At 69.9% G+C, this 18537-nt stretch carries 13 protein-coding genes; 10 read left to right on the top strand and 3 right to left on the bottom strand.

Translation table 11 applies throughout. The annotated features are described in order from the left end of the window. Nucleotides 1–129: 129 nt before the first annotated feature. On the top strand, nt 130–474 hold the full coding sequence (locus FHS79_RS06940; protein WP_341534425.1) for a (2Fe-2S)-binding protein: 345 nt from the start codon (nt 130–132) through the stop codon (nt 472–474). Next, on the top strand, nt 471–2717 hold the full coding sequence (locus FHS79_RS06935; protein ID WP_184197380.1) for a molybdopterin cofactor-binding domain-containing protein: 2247 nt from the start codon (nt 471–473) through the stop codon (nt 2715–2717). Before FHS79_RS06940 ends, FHS79_RS06935 begins: the two co-directional genes overlap by 4 nt. 3 nt (nt 2718–2720) lie before the next feature. On the opposite strand, the gene FHS79_RS06930 is transcribed toward FHS79_RS06935, so the two are convergent. Together FHS79_RS06930 and FHS79_RS06925 are read right to left on the bottom strand one after the other, a co-directional pair. After that, nucleotides 2721–4106 (bottom strand): sensor histidine kinase, encoded by a 1386-nt coding sequence (locus FHS79_RS06930; RefSeq protein ID WP_243452732.1) that lies wholly within the window; start codon nt 4104–4106, stop codon nt 2721–2723. A 5-nt stretch (nt 4107–4111) separates the two neighbouring features. Next, nucleotides 4112–4768, bottom strand: coding sequence for a response regulator transcription factor (locus FHS79_RS06925; protein WP_184197374.1), 657 nt, complete (start codon nt 4766–4768; stop codon nt 4112–4114). Between the two features lie 95 nt (nt 4769–4863). Here FHS79_RS06925 and FHS79_RS06920 point away from each other — a divergent pair, with 95 nt between their 5' ends. The 3 genes from FHS79_RS06920 to FHS79_RS06910 are packed head-to-tail and all read left to right on the top strand — an operon-like array spanning nt 4864 to nt 10185. Beyond that, entirely contained in the window at nt 4864–5895 is a 1032-nt protein-coding gene (locus tag FHS79_RS06920) for an efflux RND transporter periplasmic adaptor subunit (protein ID WP_184197372.1), read from the top strand. Continuing rightward, a complete protein-coding gene (locus FHS79_RS06915) occupies nt 5895–8957 on the top strand; it encodes an efflux RND transporter permease subunit (RefSeq protein WP_184197369.1) in 3063 nt (1020 codons plus the stop codon). Before FHS79_RS06920 ends, FHS79_RS06915 begins: the two co-directional genes overlap by 1 nt. Then, nucleotides 8938–10185: a TolC family protein gene (locus FHS79_RS06910; protein ID WP_184197366.1), complete on the top strand. Its 1248-nt coding sequence runs from the start codon at nt 8938–8940 to the stop codon at nt 10183–10185. Before FHS79_RS06915 ends, FHS79_RS06910 begins: the two co-directional genes overlap by 20 nt. A gap of 36 nt (nt 10186–10221) precedes the next feature. On the opposite strand, the gene FHS79_RS06905 is transcribed toward FHS79_RS06910, so the two are convergent. Continuing rightward, on the bottom strand, nt 10222–12285 hold the full coding sequence (locus FHS79_RS06905) for a S9 family peptidase (RefSeq protein WP_184197363.1): 2064 nt from the start codon (nt 12283–12285) through the stop codon (nt 10222–10224). A gap of 127 nt (nt 12286–12412) precedes the next feature. On the opposite strand from FHS79_RS06905, the gene FHS79_RS06900 reads away from it, so the two are divergent. The 5 genes from FHS79_RS06900 to FHS79_RS06880 all read left to right on the top strand — a co-directional run bounded on the left by FHS79_RS06900 (nt 12413) and on the right by FHS79_RS06880 (nt 18537). After that, nucleotides 12413–14203 carry an aminopeptidase P family protein gene (locus FHS79_RS06900; RefSeq protein WP_184197452.1) on the top strand — a complete coding sequence of 597 codons (1791 nt, stop codon included), beginning with the start codon at nt 12413–12415 and terminating at the stop codon, nt 14201–14203. A gap of 188 nt (nt 14204–14391) precedes the next feature. Next, a complete protein-coding gene (gene bchI / locus FHS79_RS06895) occupies nt 14392–15408 on the top strand; it encodes a magnesium chelatase ATPase subunit I (protein WP_184197360.1) in 1017 nt (338 codons plus the stop codon). Between the two features lie 5 nt (nt 15409–15413). Next, the gene (locus FHS79_RS06890) at nt 15414–17177 is read left to right on the top strand and encodes a VWA domain-containing protein (protein ID WP_184197449.1); all 1764 of its coding nucleotides are present in this window, start codon (nt 15414–15416) and stop codon (nt 17175–17177) included. Next, a complete protein-coding gene (gene bchO / locus FHS79_RS06885; RefSeq protein WP_184197357.1) occupies nt 17174–18049 on the top strand; it encodes an alpha/beta fold hydrolase BchO in 876 nt (291 codons plus the stop codon). Before FHS79_RS06890 ends, bchO begins: the two co-directional genes overlap by 4 nt. A 152-nt stretch (nt 18050–18201) precedes the next feature. Beyond that, nucleotides 18202–18537 (top strand): hypothetical protein, encoded by a 336-nt coding sequence (locus FHS79_RS06880; RefSeq protein WP_184197353.1) that lies wholly within the window; start codon nt 18202–18204, stop codon nt 18535–18537.

The raw sequence follows: 18537 nt of genomic DNA, 5'->3' as shown, positions 1-18537 counted from the left end.
AGGCCGAACTGGCCTTCTATGCAAACCTCAAGAAACTCGATATCGCCGCCTGACATTTGAACCGCCCACCCTCCGGTAAACCCGGGGCAGTTCAGTGGCCTCGGCCAGTGCGGGTCATGTTCGGTGCTGGTGGACGGCGAGGCGGTGCCATCGTGCGTCACCCCGCTCGCAACCCTCGATGGCCGCAAGGTCACCACTGTCGAAGGACTTGGCACCGCCGAGGCACCCGGCGTCGTGCAACAGGCGTTCATCCAGGAGCAGGCCGCCCAATGCGGCTATTGCATCCCCGGCATGATCGCGCGCGCCGAAGCCTTGCTGCGCGCCGATCCCCGCCCCACCGAGGCCATGATGCGCAGCGCACTGCAGCCGTCGCTCTGCCGCTGCGGCACGCACATGCGCATCCTGCGCGCGGTCCGGCGCGCCGCCGTCGCGATGGGCGGCGGTATCGTCGATCCGGCCGAGCCGGTGTCATGAGCGGCATCGCCCGCCGCAACCTGCTGCGCGGCAGCGGGCTGGTGGTGCTGTTCGCACTGTCGGGCACCGGCGTCGGCCAGGAAGCTGGCACCACCGGTGGCGGCGAGGGCCGGGGCGCGCCGCCCGAGGTCGCCCCTGGCCTGCCCGGCAGCCTCGCCGAATTCCCGCATCTCGATGCCTGGATCCGCATCGCTCCCGACGGTGCCGCCACCGTCTTCACCGGCAAGGCCGAACTCGGCCAGGGCATTGGCACCGCGCTGCTGCAGATCGCCGCCGACGAGCTCGATCTGCCGCTCGACCGGGTGTCACTGGTCACCGCCGACACCGCGCGCACGCCGAACGAAGGCATCACCTCGGGCAGCCAGTCCCTTCAGAACAGCGGCACTGCGGTCGCCCATGCCGCCGCCAATGTCCGCCACCTGCTCGCCGAACAGGCGGCGGAGCGCTTCGGCGTCGCGGTCGACACGCTGACGATCGCCAACGGCATCGTCCAGGCACCCGATGGCCGGCGGGCGACCTATGGCGAGCTGGCGGCGTCGGTGTCGCTGCACGTCGAGGCGCGGCCCCAGCTACCGCGCAAGCCCGCCAGCGCGCACAAGCACATCGGCCAGGACCGCCCCCGCCGCGACATCCCGCCCAAGCTGGCCGGGGCCCCCGCCTTTGTCCACGACATGCAGCTGCCGGGAATGCTCCACGCGCGTGTCATCCGCGGACCGGCCGAGGGCACGCGGCTGACAGCACCCGATCTGGGCGCCATCGCAAAGCTGCCCGGCGTTCAGCAGCTCGTGCGCGTCGGCGATTTCGTCGCGATTCTCGGCCCGCGCGAATGGCCGCTGGTGCAGGCCATGCTTGCTGTCGGGGAAATGCCCTGGACGCGGCACAAGCCGCCGCTGCCCGCAGGCGACCTGCGCGACGCCATCCGCACCCTCCCCAACCGGCGCAAGGTCATCCTCGAGCGCGGCACCGCAGCGCCCGCCGCCGTCCGGCGCATCGCCGCGCGCTACGATCGCCCCTTTCTGATGCACGGCGCGATCGGGCCATCCTGCGCGGTGGCCCTCTGGCACGATGGCATCATGACCGTCTGGACACACAGCCAGGGCGTCTATCCGCTGCGCACGGCGATAGCGGAACTGCTCGACCTGACCCCCGATCGCGTCCGCTGCATCCACCGCGAAGGCGCCGGCTGCTACGGCCACAACGGCGCCGATGACGCCGCCGCCGACGCGGCCCTTGCCGCCCGCGCCGTCCCCGGCCGCCCGGTGAAGCTCATGTGGACCCGCGAGCAGGAACATGGCTGGGAGCCGCTCGGCCCGGCAATGGTAACCGAACTTTCGGCAGGCCTTGATTCGCGCGGGCACATCACCGAATGGACCCATGCGGTCTGGAGCAACACCCACAGCACCCGCCCGTCACGGGCAGGGGACCTGCTTGCCGGGCTGGAAGTCGGCAAGAGCTTCGCGCCATCGCCACCCCGCGCCATTCCGCAGCCCAACGGCGGCGGCGATCGCAACGCCATCCCGCTCTACACGCTGCCGCGCGCCACGATCACCAACGTCTTCGTGCCGGAGATGCCGGTGCGCGTATCGGCCTTGCGCGCCCTGGGCGCACACATGAACATCTTCGCCATCGAAAGCATGATCGATGAGCTGGCGGCCGCCGCCGGCAGCGACCCGGTGGCATTCCGCCTGCGCCACCTGTCCGATCCGCGCGCAATCGAAGTGATGCGGACACTCGCCGACCGCTTCGGTTGGGCCCGACCACAAGCCGAGCGCTGGCGCGGAAGCGGCATCGCCTTTGCGCGCTACAAGAACAGCGGAGCCTATTGCGCGGTGGCAATCGACCTGCGCGTCGATCCCGAGACCGGCGCCACCACCGTTCTGCGTACCGAAGCCGTGGTGGATGCCGGAGAGACCGTCAGCCCCGACGGGCTGCGCAACCAGATCGAAGGCGGCATCATCCAGTCCCTCAGCTGGACCGCGCTCGAGGAGGTCCGCTTCGACGCCGGCCGCCGCACCGCGCTGGACTGGAGCAGCTATCCGGTCATGCGCTTCGAGGCGGTGCCGCTCCGCGTGGCCGTGCACGTCGTCGATCGCCCCGGCCTGCCTTTTCTCGGCGCCGGAGAGGCCGCACAGGGCCCGGCGGCCGCGGCGTTCGCCAATGCAGTCGCCCGCGCGACCGGGCAGCGGCTGCGATCGATGCCGCTGGGCGCAGCGCAAATCCGCGCCGCCCTCGCCGCCGGCTGAGCATCAGCCCGCTCCGCGCGTGCCGCTCCCGCCCATGGCGGTGTCCTGACCGGCAGGCAGGGCAAGCTCGGCCGTCGTGCCGGGCCGGCCATCGCCGCGCCGGCCGAGGCGCAGCCGGCCGTTGGCGCTTTCCGCCAGGTCGCGGGCGATCGCCAGCCCGAGGCCATGGCCGGGGACCTGCTCATCGAGGCGCACCCCCGGCACGAACAGCCGCTCGAGCGCGTCGGCGGGAATGCCGGGGCCGTCGTCGGTCACCAGCAGGGTGACCGTGCCGCCGTCCGAAGCCCATTGCACATCGACGTCGCCGCCCGCCCATTTGCCGGCATTGTCGAGCAGGTTGGACAGGATCTCGGCAAAGGCCTCGGGCTCGATGACGAGTCCGACCGGCGGGCCGTTCGCGGCAAAGACGATGCCCCGGTCCTGGTGCAGGCGTGTCATCGCGCTCAGCAACGGCACCAGTGCATCGGGAAGCCGGGTGTGCCGCACCGGCCCCTGGCCGGCGGCGGCGCGTGCCCGCGCCAGGTGCCAGTCCAGCTGACGGGCGATGCGGCGGCATTCGGCAAATAGCGTGGCGCCCGCCGGCTGGTCGGACAGGCTTTCCGCCTCGTCGGTCAGCACCGCGAGCGAGGTGCGCAGGCCATGGGCAAGGTTGCCTGCTTCGATCCGCGCCGCCGTCACCATCGCTTCGCGGCTGTCCAGCAGCCGGTCGAGGTCGGTTGCCAGCGGCGCAATCTCGATCGGCCATTGGTCCCCCATGCGGCGCAGGGTTCCGGCCCTCACCGCCGCGATCGCCGCACCAAGCCGGTCGAGCGGCCGGGTCGCGAACCGCAGCGCCAGCGCAGCACCGCCCAGCAGCGCCACCGCCAGCGCCGCCAGCCAGACGAAAAGGTCGCGCCGGAAGTCGGCCACCAGCTCCTCGAGATGGCGGGTGTCGGTGGCCACCAGATAATGGATGGTATCGCCGGCATCGGCCCGGCGCGTGGTGCCATAGACCATCGCCGGGCCCGCCGGGCCGGGTGCGCGAACATGGGTGATCCCGGCGCTGTGGGCCAGCCGGTCGTCGAGCGTCGCCCCGGCAAGCGACGGCGAGCGCAGCGGCGGGCCTGCATCGCGGCTGATCTGCCAATAATAGCCGGATCTGTCGGCGCCGAAGCGCGGGTCCGAAAGCGGCCGCGCCAGCCCGAGCGGGCCCCGCAGCGGCTCATCGACTTCGGCAAGGCCGATCAGCTCGACAAGATGCTCCTCGAGCTCGGCATGGAACACCTTCTCGACATGGCTGCGAAACAAGGCGCTCGCCGAAAGCCCCACCGCGAGCAGACCCAGCGCGACAAAGGCCAGTATCGCCAGCGTGAACCGCGCCCGCAGCCCGAGTCTGGCGATGGCCTGCATCCCGCTCACCGGTCGAGCCGATAGCCGAGCCCGCGCACCGTGGTGATCGCCGGGCCACCCAGTTTGCGCCGCAGGCGGCTGACCTGCACTTCCAGCGCGTTCCAGTCGCGTTCGGCGCCGAGCGGATACAGGCGTTCGAGCAAATCCCCCTGCGACAGGATGCTGCCCGGCCGGCGCATGAAGGTCTCGAGCAGCCGGAATTCCTGCCGCGACAGGTCGAGCGCCGCGCCGGCGCGGCTTGCGGTATGGGCTACCGGATCGAGCGTCAGGTCATTGACCATGAGGGTGGGGGCGCCCCTGTCCTGCACGCGGCGGATCTGGGCGTGGATGCGGGCGATCAACTCTTCCGAATGCACCGGCTTCACGACAAAATCATCGGCGCCGGCGTTCAGCCCTTCCACCTTCTCCTGCCAGCTGCCGCGTGCGGTCAGCACGATGATCGGCGTGCGCACGCCGCGGGCCCGCCATTGGCGCAGCACCGAAAGGCCATCGATGCCGGGCAGGCCGAGGTCGAGAATGATCACCGAATGCTCGCCGAGGTCGGGCCAGTCGAGCGCCATCGGGCCATCGCTCGCGATATCGACGGCATAGCCGGCACTTGTCAGCCGGCGGGACAGCCGCGCGGCGAGGTCAGCGTCATCTTCCACGAGCAAAAGGCGCATCACCGGCTCCACCGCGTCGGATATGCCGCCGCAATCTTGCAGCAAGCTGACAGAATGACAGGTTGGTGCAAGCTCTGGTTGGCAGGGAAGACGGCATGAAACGCCATGTTGCCCTGATCCTGCTCGCCTCCGCTCTTGCCGGCTGCGGGAGCGACACGCCGCCGCCGCCGCCCGCGGTCCAGCCGATCAGCCCGCAAACCGCCACGGCGCGGCCCGCCGCCGAAATGGTGCTGGCCGAATTGCCCGCGTCCGTTGTCCAGCCGCCCGGCTCCAGCGTCGCAGTGGCCGCCCCCTTCGCCGGCATGGTCCGCGATGTGATGGTGCAGCCCGGCCAGGCGGTGCAGCGCGGGCAGTTGCTGGCAACGCTGGTCAGCCGCGAAGCCTTGATGGTGTCCTCGGATCTGGCGCGTGCCGAGGCGCGGCGGGCCATGACCGGCGCCGAGGCTGCCCGGATGACAACGCTGGCGCGCGAAGGCGTTGTGGCCGGCGCGCGCGCCGACAGTGCGGTTGCGGCCGACAGGGAGGCGGCGATCAATGCCCGCGAGGCGCAGCGGCTGCTGGCGCGCGCCGGCGCCGATCGCGATGGCACGGTGCGGCTGGTGGCGCCGATCACCGGCCGGGTGGCACGGATGACGATCGAGGCCGGTGCACCCGTCGATGGCATGACCGCACCCTTTGTCATCGAGGCCGATGGCAGCCGCTGGCTCGCCCTGCAATTGCCCGAGCGCCTCGCCGGGCTGGCGAAGCCGGGGATGGCAGTGATCACCGGCGACGGCCGCCGCGGCCGGCTCGAAACGGTTGCCAGCGGCATCGACCCGGCAACGCGGTCCTTTGCGGCGCGAGCACAGCTCGATGACGGCGGCCCGGCGCTCGTCGGCGGCCGGCTGCTGCCGGTCTCGCTGGTGGCAATGGCACCGGAGGGCGCGGTCACCGTGCCGGTGTCAGCAGTGGTGCATCAGGATGGCGCTGACCAGGTCTTCGTGAAGACCGCTGCCGGCTTTGCCATCCGGCAGGTGCAGCGTGCGCAGGGAGGCGGCACGATGGCCGTGATCCTGGCCGGGCTGAAAGCCGGGGAGCAGGTGGCGACAACCGACTTGCCCGAGCTGCGCGCGGCATCGGCACGCTGATGTTGCAGAAACTGGTCGATACCGCGCTCGCCCGGCGCTGGCTGACAGCGGCGCTGGCGCTCGTCGTGCTCGTCGCCGGCGTCTGGTCGTTCCTGACGCTGCCGATCGACGCCTTCCCCGAAATCGCTCCCACCCAGGTCAAGCTCATCCTCAAGGCGCCGGGCATGACACCCGAGGAAGTCGAGGCCCGCGTCATCACCCCCATCGAGCAGCAGTTGCTGGGCATGCCGGACCAGCAGGTGATGCGGTCGGTGGCGAAGTACGCGCTGGCCGACATCACCATCAGCTTCTCCGACAGCGCCGACATCTACTGGGCGCGGGCACAGGTCGCGGAACGCTTCGCCGCCGTGATCGGCGAACTGCCACCTGGCGTCAGTGGTGGCCTTGCGCCGATTTCCACGCCGCTGAGCGACATGTTCATGTTCACCCTCGATGGCCCGCAGAGCCTCGCCGAGCGGCGGCGGGTGCTCGATTATCTGGTTCGCCCGGCGCTGCGGACGGTGACGGGCGTCGCCGATGTCAATGTGTTGGGCGGGCGGGTCGAAACCTTCGAGGTGGCGCCCGACATGGCAGCGCTGACGGCAGCGGGCATCGACCTTGAGATGCTGCGCACGGCGCTGGAGGCCGGCAATCGCAACGACGGTCCCGGCCGTGCGGCGGCCGGCGAATCAACGCTGATCGTCCGCGCCGTCGGTGCCGTGCAGACGCTCGATGATCTTGGCGCCACGGTGATTCGCGTCACGCCCGCCGGCCCGGTGCGGGTGCGCGACGTTGCAGCACTGCGCACCGGCAGCCTCGCGCGCTACGGCGCGGTCACCGCCAACGGGCGCGGCGAGACCGTGCAGGCGGTTGTCATCGGCTTGCGCGGCAGCAATGCCGATGAAGTGGTGACCGGCGTCAAGGCGCGGCTGGCCGAACTGGCACCGACCCTGCCCGCCGGCATGAAGATCGGCGTCTTTTACGACCGCTCGGAACTCATCGACCATGCCGTCTCGACCGTCGAAAAGGCCCTGCTGGAGGCGGCCGTGCTGGTCGTCATCCTGCTGCTGCTGTTCCTGGGAGACTGGCGCGCGGCACTGGTCGTCACGTCAGCGCTGCCGATGGCGGCGCTCATCACCTTCATCCTGATGCGGATGTTCGGGCTCAGCGCCAATCTGATGAGCCTCGGCGGCCTCGCCATCGCCATCGGCCTGCTCGTCGACGGTGCCGTTGTCGTTGTCGAGAACATCGTCGAGCGGCTGGCAGCACCGGCAGACACGCCGCGGCGACAGCGCGTGGCCGAGGCGACCGGCGATGTCATCCAGCCGGTGGCCTCGGGCATCCTCATCATCATCCTCGTCTTCCTGCCGCTGCTGGCGCTGCAGGGGCTCGAAGGCAAGCTCTTCGCCCCGGTGGCGGTGACGATCGTTCTGGCGCTGGCAGCGTCGCTGCTGCTGGCGCTCACCCTCATCCCGGTCCTCGCCGAACTGGCGCTGAAGGACGGCGACCATGGCGAACCCTGGCTGATGCGCAAGCTCAACCCCGGCTATGCCCGGCTGCTCGGCTGGGCACGCAGCCGCCTTGCGGTCGTCGCCGGCATCGCCGCCGCCGCCCTGCTCGTTGCCGGCTTTGCCTATACCCAGGTCGGCAAGATCTTCCTGCCCACGCTCGATGAAGGCACGGTGCTGGTGCAGCTCGCCAAGCACCCGTCGATCGGCCTCGATCACGGCATCGCCAGCGACACTGCCGTCCAGAAAACCGTGCTGGCAGCGGTGCCCGAGGTGAGCGGCGCCATTGCACGGCTCGGCACCGACGAACTGGGGCTCGATCCGATGAGCCTCAACGAGACCGATGTGTTCTTCACATTGAAGCCGCGCGCCGAATGGCAGGTCGCCGACAAGGCAGCGCTGACCGAAAAGCTGCGCACCGCCCTTGCCCGGCATCCCGGCATCGAGCCGAGCTTCACCCAGCCGATCGAGATGCGCGTGTCGGAGATGCTCACCGGCGCCCGCGGAGATCTCGCCGTCAAGATCTTCGGTCCGGACCTTGGCGAACTGTCACGGCTGGCCTCGCAAGTGGCGGCCCGGCTGCGCACCACGGCAGGCGCCACCGAAGTGATCACCGTGGCCGACGACAGCGTCGATTATCTGCAACTGACAGTCGATCGCGAGGCCGCCGGCCGCGCCGGGCTGACGGTGACGGCGGTGCAGGACACGCTGCGCGCCCAGCTCGAAGGCCTCCCCGCCGGCACCGTCACCCAGGGCCTGCGCCGGGTGCCGGTGATGATCAACACCGGCGGCAGTGCGCTGGCCGAAGGAGCAGCGGCACTCGCCGACACCCCGCTCGTCGGGGCCGATGGCCAGCTCGTGCGCGCCGGCGATGTCGCCACGGTGGCGCGCGTCGAGGGCCCGGTGAAGCTCGAGCACGAGAACGGCTCGCGCTTCGCCCTCGTCCAGGCCTTCGTCTCGGGCCGCGACATTGTCGGCTATGTCGACGAGGCGCAGGCCCGCATCGCCGCCGAAGTTCCGATGCCCCCCGGCTACCGGATCGTCTGGGGCGGCCAGTTCGAAAACCAGCAGCGTGCCGCCGAGCGCCTGTCGCTCGTCCTGCCGGTGGCGCTGGCGCTCATCTTCGCACTGCTCGTGCTCACCTTCGGCGCGCTCCGCCCGGCCGTGCTGATCCTGCTGATGATCCCTTTCGCGCTCGTCGGCGGCATCCTGGCGCTATGGGCGAGCGGCGAATATCTGTCGGTGCCCGCCTCGGTCGGCTTCATCGCCCTGCTCGGCATCGCGGTGCTCAACGGGCTGGTGATGGTCAGCCACATCCGCCAGCTTCGCGGTGCGGGCCTGCCGCTCGATCAGGCGGTCGATCAGGGCGCCCGCCGCCGGCTGCGCCCGGTGCTGATGACCGCGAGCATCGCCGCCTTCGGTCTGGTGCCGCTGCTGTTCGCCACCGGCCCCGGCTCCGAGATCCAGCGGCCGCTCGCCATCGTCGTCATCGGCGGCCTCGTCAGCGCAACGCTGTTGACGCTGGTGCTGCTGCCGCTGCTCTACGCGCGTTTCGGTGAAGGACGTGCGGCATGAAGCACTGGCTGGCCCTCATCATCCTCGCCACCTCGCCGGCCTCCGCCGAGCCCGGCCTGCCCCCGAAGCGGCGGTGGTCGAGGCGCTGGAAAACCATCCCGGCGTCATCGCCGCACGCGCACGGATCGGCGCCGCACGCGCGGCCGCGCGCGGGCTGGCGGTCGGCAGCCAGGAGATCGTCGCACAAGGCATCGTCCAGCGCCGCGATGTCCGCGGCACCGGAATGGTCGCGGAATACGACCTGCAGTTCACCCGCCCGTTCCGGCTCCCCGGCAAGGCCGCGCTCGATCGCAAGGCCGGCGACGCCGCAGTCTCCGCCGCCGACAACCGCGCCGACGATGCCCGCCACCAGACCGCCCTGCTGCTGGCGCGGCTGTGGTGGAGCTGGACTGGTGCTGCCGCCGAAGCGCGCACACTGGCCGAAGCCGCCGATATCCTCGCCACCGCCGTCACCGCCACGCGGCGGCGGCTGGCGCTGCGCGATGCCAGCGCCCTCGAGCTCGACCAGGCCAACGCCGCCGAGGCCGCTGCCCGGGCGTCGGCGCTGGCAGCCACCGCCCGCGCCGCCGCCGGCCGCGCCGCCCTGGCGGCAAACTTTCCCGAGCTGCCCTTGCCGGTATCGGCACCGCCCCTGCCGGAGCCCGCAATCCCCGCCGAAGGCATCGCCCGGCTGCAGGCACTTGTCGTCGAGCGCAGCCACGAGATCGGCGCCTCGGCCGCCGACGCAGCCCATGCCGAGGCCTTGAAGGCGCGCGCCGCCCGCGATCGCATCGCCGACCCCAGCATCGGCCTGCGCGGATTCTCCGAACAGGGCGGCAACGAGCGTGGCCTCGGGCTCATCCTGTCGATGCCGCTCGGCGGCCGCGCGCGCTCGGCAGCCGCCGACCAGGCGGCAGCGATGGCGCAATCGGCGGGTGCCGAACTGGCAGCGATGCGCACCGTCGTCGATGCCGTGGCCGCCGAGGATGCCGCCTTTGCCTCGGGCTATCTCAAGGCGTGGGAACAGGCCGCCGCCGCCGCCGACGGCGCAGCAGCAGCGGCAACCCGCCAGCGCAAGGGCCATGCACTCGGCGGCATCGACCTTGCAGACCGGCTGGTCGCCGAACGGCTGGCGCGCGATGCCGCGGTCGACGAGGTCAAGGCCCGGACCGCCGCCCTCGAAGCCATCACCCGGCTGCGCATCGACAGCCACACCCTATGGTCGCACCAGGAGCCCGAGACGCCCTGATGCCGCCGCCCTGATGCCGACGCCCCGGCGCCGGCATCAGGCGAGCCCGAACGCCTTCAAGATGAAGGCGAACTCCTCCGCCGTCTCCTCAAGTGCTGCAAACCGCCCGGACTTTCCGCCGTGCCCCGCGCCCATGTTGGTCTTCAGATACAGCGGGTTGGCATCGGTCTTGCGGGTGCGCAGCTTCGCCACCCATTTCGCCGGCTCCCAATAGGTCACGCGCGGATCGTTGAGCCCCGCGGTCACCAGCAGCGGCGGATAGTCTTGGCGCTTCACCTGGTCATAGGGCGAATAGCTGCGGATCAGGTCATACGCCGCCTTGTCGATGATCGGGTTGCCCCATTCGGGCCATTCGCCGGGCGTCAGCGGCAGGCTGTCATCGAGCATGGTGTTGAGCACATCGACAAAGGGCACATCCGCCACCACCGCCGCCCAGAGCTCGGGCGCATCGTTGATCACCACCCCCATCAGCTCGCCGCCGGCCGAGCCCCCACTCGCCGAAATCTGACCCGGTGCGGCATACCCCAATGCCACCAGCCCGCGCGCCACATCGATGAAGTCGGTGAAGGCATTGGCGCGCTTCTCCAGCTTGCCGTCGAGATACCATTGGTGCCCCAGGTCATCGCCGCCGCGCACATGCGCAATCGCATAGCCCAGCCCGCGGTCGAGCAGGCTGAGCCGGCTGGCGGAAAACCCCGGCGGGATCGCGATGCCATAGGCGCCATAGCCATAGAGGTGCAGTCGCTGCCGGTCCCAGTCCTTGCGATAGACCAGCGACACCGGCACCAGCACCCCGTCGCGCGCCGCAATCATCAGCCGCTCGGTCGCATAAAGATTGGCGTCATAGCCCGAGGCCACCTGCTGCACCTTGCGGATGTGCAGCATGGCCGTCGCCACCTCATAGTCGAACACGCTCGAAGGCGTCACCATCGAGCTGTATCCCAGCCGCAGCAGCGGCGCATCGGGCTCGCGATTGTCCCCGATCCGCGCCGAATAGCTGGCTTCGGGAAACGCGATCCGCTGGGTCCGCCCATCCCCGAAATGCAGCCAGACCTGGTCGAGCCCCGCCTCGCGGCCACTCACCGCCAGAAAGGAAGTGAAGGCGCTGATCCCCTGGATGTAATCCGTGTCGCTGCCTTCGATCAGCGTCGTCCACTCGCCTAACGCTTCTGGCGGACCAGCCACCGAGGCCGTGGCGACCCGAAAGTTCGGATGCGTGTCATTGGCGCGCACGAACAGCGTGTCCCCGCGCACATCGACATCATATTCGAGCCCCACCTGCCGCGCCCGCACCAGCCGCGGCGGCGCCAGCGGATCGCCCGCCGGCAACAGCCGCACCTCGCTCGTCACCTTGTCCCCCGCCGCAATGATCAGCCACTTGCCATCCTGTGACTTGTCGACCCCCACCGAAAAGCCGGGGTCCGACTCCTCGTAAAGCGTGATGTCGTCTCCGCCCCCCAACCGGTGCAGCGCCACCCGGAAGCTCCGCCAATTCTCGTTCACCTCGGTCCAGGCCAGTGCGGTCGAATCCGCCGTCCACACCGGCACACCGATGCTCGTGGTCGCCACCGTCGCCACATCCGCCCCGCTCGCCAGATCGCGCACCTTGAGCGTGAACCGCTCCGAGCCATTGTCATCAAAGGCATAGGCCAGCAGCCGCCCATCGGGGCTGGCGCTGATTCCCGCCAGCCGGAAGTAATCCTTGCCCTCAGCCAGTGCCGGCTCCGACAGGATCAATTCATCAGGCCCGCCGCCCCCATTCTCGGCAGCTGGCCGCCGCCACCATTGCCGATACTGCGCGCCCGGCTCGAACGCCCACCAATATTCATGGCCGCCCTTGCGCACCGGCACGCTGCTCTCGTCGGGCGTCACCCGCCCCTTCAGCTCCTCGAAGAGCGTGTCCACCAGCGGCCGCAGCGGCGCCATGCCCGCCTCGAACCAGCGATTCTCCGCCTCCAGATAGCCGAGCACGTCCGGATCGGTCACGTTCGGATAACCCGGATCCTTCAGCCAGAACCACGGATCTTCAAGCGTTTCGCCATGATATTCGCGCACATTCGAGCGCTGCGGCGCCAGGGGGGGAAGGGTCAAGTCAGTCATCCGCGTCCTTTCGGGCTCACGCCCGTCAACTGGTATCGCCCCGCATCTATCCCTATGCTGCCCCCACACGATAGCCAAAGCAGGAATCCCGATGACCGCCCCCCCGACAGCACCCCTGAGAGCACCCCTGACCGCTCACGCCGCCCGCCTCGCCGCCCTCCGCACCGAACTTGCAGCGCGCGGGCTGGACGGCTTCGTGGTGCCGCTCACCGATGAGCACATGAGCGAGTATGTCGGCAGCTATGCCCAGCGCCTCGCCTGGCTCACCGGCTTCCATGGCTCCGCCGGCCATGCCGCCGTGCTGGCAGACCGCGCCGCCATCTTCACCGATGGCCGCTACACGATCCAGGTCCGCGCCCAGGTCGATGGCGATCTCTTCGAATATCAGGATATCCCCGCCACCAGCGCCACCGATTGGCTCGCCGCCCATGCCCCCGCCGGCGCAAGGATCGGTCACGATCAATGGCTCCACACGCGCAGCTGGGCGCGCACCACCGCCGCCGCCCTCGCCGCGCGCGGCGCCGAGCTTGTCGCCACCGAAACCAACCCCATCGATGCCATCTGGCAAGACCAACCCGCCCCCTCGCTCGCCCCGGTCGAAGTCCATGCCGACCAGTTTGCCGGCCGCAGCAGCGCCGACAAGCGCGCCGCCCTCGCCGCCACCCTGCGTGACCGCAAGATCGACTGCGCGGTCATCTCGGCCCTCGATTCGATAGCCTGGGCGCTCAACATCCGCGGCCGCGACGTCGATCACACCCCCGTCGCCCTCGCCTTCGCGCTCCTCCACGCCGATGCCAGCGTCGATCTGTTCACCGCGCCCGAAAAGATCACCCCCGCCGTGCGCGACCATCTGGGGCAGGGCGTCCGCACCCATGATCGCAGCGCCTTCGCCGCCCATCTCGCCACGCTCACTGGAAAGCGCGTGCAGGTCGATCCCGCCTCGGGCGTTGCCGGCATCTTCAACGCGCTCGAAGCCGGCGGGGCGAAAATCATCGAAGGCCGCGACCCTTGCGTGCTCCCCAAGGCCATCAAGAACCCGGTCGAGATCGCCGGCACACAAGCCGCCCACCGCCGCGATGGCGCGGCGCTCACCCGCTTCCTCCACTGGGTCAAGGCGCAGCCGCCGGGCGCCGAGGACGAGCTTTCCGCCTCGGACCAGCTGCTGTCCTTCCGCCGCGAGACCAACATGCTCGAAGACCTGAGCTTCGACACCATCTCGGGCAGCGGCCCCAACGGCGCCATCGTCCACTACCGCTCGAGCCCCGCGACCAACCGCCCGCTCGAGGACGGCAGCCTCTACCTCGTCGATTCGGGCGGCCAATATCGCGACGGCACCACCGATGTCACCCGCACCCTCGCCATTGGCACCCCGAGTGCGGAAATGCAGGATCGGTACACCCGCGTCCTCAAGGGCCATATCGCGCTCGCCACCGCCGTCTTCCCCGCCGGCACCCGCGGCGGCCAGCTCGATTCGCTCGCCCGCGCCCCGCTCTGGGCTGCCGGCCTCGATTATGCGCACGGCACCGGCCACGGCGTCGGCAGCTATCTCGCCGTCCATGAAGGCCCGCAGCGCATCGCCAGCTCCGCTGCCTATGCCGGCAGCGACGAGCCGCTGGTGGCCGGCATGATCCTCTCCAACGAGCCCGGCTATTACAAGACCGGCGCCTACGGCATCCGCATCGAGAACCTCGTCCTCATCGAGGAAGCCGATGTCCCCGGCGCCGAAAAGCCCATGCTCCGCTTCCGCGAACTCACCCTCGCGCCCCTCGACCGCGACCTGATCGAACCCAGCCTGCTCAGCGCGCACGAAATCGCCTGGATCGACGCCTACCACGCCCGCGTGCGCGCGGAGTTGGGCGATGCCCTCCCGGAAGAGACGCGCGGCTGGTTCGAAGCGGCAACAGCGGCCTTGGGTTGAGCCTCCGGCGGCTGGGGCCTTAGGCCCCAGACCCCATCAATGCCGCTTTCGCCGTACCCGACCAAGCCATTGCAAGCGAAAGCCCGACACATGGGGTCTGGGGCCTAAGGCCCCAGCCGCCGGAGGCCCCAGACCCAAAGCGCCGCACCGCTTGCAGGCACCCGAAGCGCACCGTAGAGCCTTCACCCATGCGCAAGGCTTTCCCCTTCTCGGCCATCGTCGGCCAGACCGAAATGAAACAGGCTCTTCTTATGGCGGCGGTCGAGCCGCGCCTTGGCGGGGTCATGGTGTTCGGCGATCGCGGCACCGGCAAATCGACCGCGGTGCGCGCCCTTGCGGCGCTGCTGCCACCGATGATGATCGTGCCCGGTTGCCGCTACAGCTGCGCGCCGGTGGACAGTGCGCCGTGCATCGAAGGCTGCCGCGAGCGTGCCGGCAAGGCGGTGCAGCAAGTGCCGGTGCCCTTTGTCGATCTGCCGCTCGGTGCGACGGAAGACCGGGTGGTCGGCAGCCTCGATCTGGAGCGGGCGCTGGCGACGGGCGAGAAGCGCTTCGAGCCCGGTCTGCTCGCCAAGGCCAATCGCGGCTTTCTCTATATCGACGAGATCAACCTTCTCGAAGATCATCTGGTCGATCTGCTGCTCGATGTGGCAGTGTCGGGCCAGAATGTCGTCGAGCGCGAGGGCCTGAGCATCCGCCACCCGGCGCGCTTCATCCTCGTCGGCAGCGGCAACCCCGAGGAGGGCGAGCTGCGCCCGCAGCTGCTCGATCGCTTCGGGCTTTCGGTCGATGTCCGCACCCCGACCGATATCGGCGACCGGATCGAGATCGTGAAGCGCTGCGACGCCTTCGACCGCGAGCCCGATGCCTTTTGCGCGCGCTTCGAAGACGCCGAACACAAGGTCGTCGACCAGATTGCCGCCGCGCGCAAGCGCCTCCCCAAGGTCGAGGTGCCCGACAGCATATTGGAACTGGGAACCCGGCTCTGCCAGGCCGTCGGCGCCGATGGCCTGCGCGGCGAACTCACCCTGCTCCGCGCCGCTCGCGCCACGGCCGCACTTGCCGGCAAGAAGCTGGTGGCGCCGCATCATCTGGCATCCGTCGCCACGCTGGCGCTGCGCCACCGCATGCGCAAGAACGTCCTCGACGATACCGGCAGCACCGCGCGCATCGAGCGGGCGGTGGCAGAGCTGGTTGCCGCATGAACGCCATGGCCAAGGCGGGCTTGCTCGATGCACCCGCCGAAGCCGCTCCGGATGCCGCCGCTGCCGCCGCCGCCCGCTGGGCGCTGGCCCTCGCCGCCATCCCGCTCATCGCCGATGCGCCCATGCTCGGCGGCATCTGGATGAAGGCCCCCCCCGGCCCGGTCCGTGACATCTGGTGCGAGGCACTGGCGCGCCATAAACCCGTCCGCCGCCTTCCGAGCAGCGCCGATGCCGATGCGCTCGATGGCGGCCTCGATCTCGCCGCCACCCTCGCCGCCGGCCGCCCGGCCCAGCGCCCCGGCCTGCTCGCCGAACTGGGGGACGGTATTCTCCTCGTCCCCATGGCCGAGCGCCTGTCACGCAGCCTTGCCGCCCGCCTTGCCGCCAGCCTCGATGAGCGCGGCCCGGTGGTGGTGCTGCTCGACGAATCCCCACCCCCCGAGCCGGGCGAAATGCCTGAAAACCCCATCCCGCAATCGCTCATCGAGCGGCTGGCGATTCACCTCGATCTCACCGGCGTCCGCCTGCCGATGGCCGCCCTTCTGGCCGGCGAAACCCCCGATCTCGATCCCTTCATGCCCGAAGGGGACATGACCCGCGTCGACGATCCCGCCGGCAACCTCGCCGCAGCCGCCGTCGCCCTCGGCATCGCATCGGTGCGCGCCCCCATCCATGCGCTGCGCCTCGCCCATGCCCATGCCCGCTCGGATGGCCGCTCAGGTCCTGCCGCCCCCGATCTGCAACTCGCCGCCGCCCTCGTCCTCGGCCCCCGCGCCACCCGTCTGCCGCCCGGCGATGCCCCCCAGGAGCCCGAAAACGACCCTCCGCCCCCCGACGAACCGCCCCCGCCCAACCCCGATACACCCCCCGATTCCCCCGACAATGAACAGCAGCAGCCCAATCCGGAGGATCTGACCGACCTGGTGCTCGAAGCCGCCGCCGCCACCATTCCGCCCGGCGTCCTCGACAGCCTGTCCAAGGGCCTGGCCGCCAAAAACAGCGCCGGCGGCAGTGCCGGCGCCAAGTTGCGCTCGATCACCAGCGGCCGCCCCGCCGGTGTCCGCGCCGGCGCCCCCGGCCGCGGTGCCAGGCTGGCAATCATCGAGACGATCAAGACCGCAGCCCCCCGCCAGAAGCTCCGCCCTCCGCGCGACGATGGCCGTTTGACCATCCGCCACGACGATCTGCGCATCCGCCGTTTCGTGGCGCGCGCTGCCTCCACCACCATCTTTGCGGTCGATGCCTCGGGCTCTGCTGCCTTCACAAGGCTCGCCGAAACCAAGGGCGCCATCGAGCTCTTGCTGGCGCAAGCCTATGTAAAAAGGGCAGAAGTTGCCCTTGTCGCCTTCCGCGGCACCGAAGCATTGCTCGCCCTTCCCCCCACCCGCAGCCTCGCCCGCGCCAAGAAGGAACTCGCAGCCCTCGCCGCCGGCGGCGGCACGCCGATCGCCGCCGGGCTGGCACTCGCCCGCCGCGTCGCCGAGACCGAGCGCGGCCGTGGTCGCACGCCGCTCATCGTCATCCTCACCGATGGCCGCGCCAATGTGCCCGATGCCAGCGGCAAACCCCCGCAGGAAGCCGCCCTCGCCGAGGCGCGGGCGCTCGCCACCACCGGCATCCGCGCCGTGTTCATCGATTGCGCCGCCCGCCCCCGCCCCGAAGGCCCGGCCCTCGCCGCGGCCATGGGTGCCCCGCATGTGCCGCTGCCGAGGCTCGATGCAAAGGCGGTGGTCGCCGCCGTCGAAGTAGCACAAAAGGCAATAACATGAGCGCGTTGCACTGGCCCACCGACAGCAGGACCTGGCCCAATGCGCAAGCCAGCCGCTTCGTGTCGGCGGGCGGCATCAAATGGCATGTGCAGGTCAGCGGCAGCGGCCCGGTGCTCCTCCTCCTCCACGGCACCGCCGCGAGCACCCACAGCTGGCGCGACCTGGCGCCGATGCTTTCGGAGCATTTCACCGTCGTCGCCCCCGATCTCCCCGGCCATGGCTTCTCCAGCCGCATGAGCCGCCCCACGCCATCCGCCGTCGCGACCGCCACCGCCGCCCTCATGGACGCTCTCGGCCTCGCCCCGGACCTCACCATCGGCCACAGCGCCGGGGCTGCGCTGGCGCTCACCATGGCGCAGCGCAAGCTCGCGGCCCCCCGCGCCATCATCGGCTTCGGCGGCGCGCTGCTGCCCTTCCCCGGCATGGCGGGCAAGATCTTCCCCGCCATGGCGCGGATGTTGTTCGTCAATCCCTTCGTGCCCGAGCTTTTCGCCATGCGCGCCCGCCGCCCCGGCGAAGTGCCGGGCTTCCTCGCCCGCTCCACCGGCTCGCACCTCGATGCCCGCGGCATCGCCCTTTACGAGCGGCTGATGGGCGCCTCCAGCCACGTCGGCGGCGCCCTCGCGCTGATGGCGAACTGGGACCTGAACCCCCTCGAGGCCGCTTTGCCGAGCCTCGATCTCCCCATCCTCCTCGTCCACGGTGCCAAGGATGCCACCATCCCGCCCACCGTCTCCACCAAAGTCGCCGCCCGCCTCCCCCGGGGCCGCGCCCTCATCCTCCCCGCCCTTGGTCATCTGGCGCACGAGGAAGACCCCGCCGCCCATGCTGCGCTGGCGCTCGACTTCGCGCGCGAAGTTGGCATTGCCTGAAAATCCCCGGAACGGCGCCCGATTACTTCTTGGCGTGCACAAGAAGCGCCGTCTTGACGAGCAATGCGCAAAGGGTGATGATTTGACCTCAGGTGTCAGCATGCTCGCGAGGCTCGACCATGGCCACTCAACCACCACCCCCACGCCAATACATGGGGAAATACGATATTTACGGCGTCTTTACGCGGCGTGGCTGGAACCAGCCCAGCGCCGATCTCTACTTCGATGGAAACTTTCAGAGGCGCTGGGTTTATCCACATCTCCACATGCAGATGTTCGGCGAAAGAAACATCGTCCCGGTCGGTCGTGACGCGCGGCTTGCCATCAGCATGCTGGCCTTCAGCCGTGGCGGAAAGGGTGGCGGCGGAATCACGATCATTGAAGACGGAAATGTCATCTACAGCCAATGGCGACTCCTGTTGGGGAAATGCAACGAACCAATGGCCGCGGAACTGGCCTGGATCATGGACTATTTCACCGCCGGCTGA

This window comes from Polymorphobacter multimanifer, from assembly GCF_014205635.1.
GTDB classification, from domain to species: Bacteria; Pseudomonadota; Alphaproteobacteria; order Sphingomonadales; family Sphingomonadaceae; genus Sandarakinorhabdus; species Sandarakinorhabdus multimanifer.
Note: the sequence above shows the minus strand (reverse complement) of the source record. Positions and strands in the feature narration are given on the sequence as shown.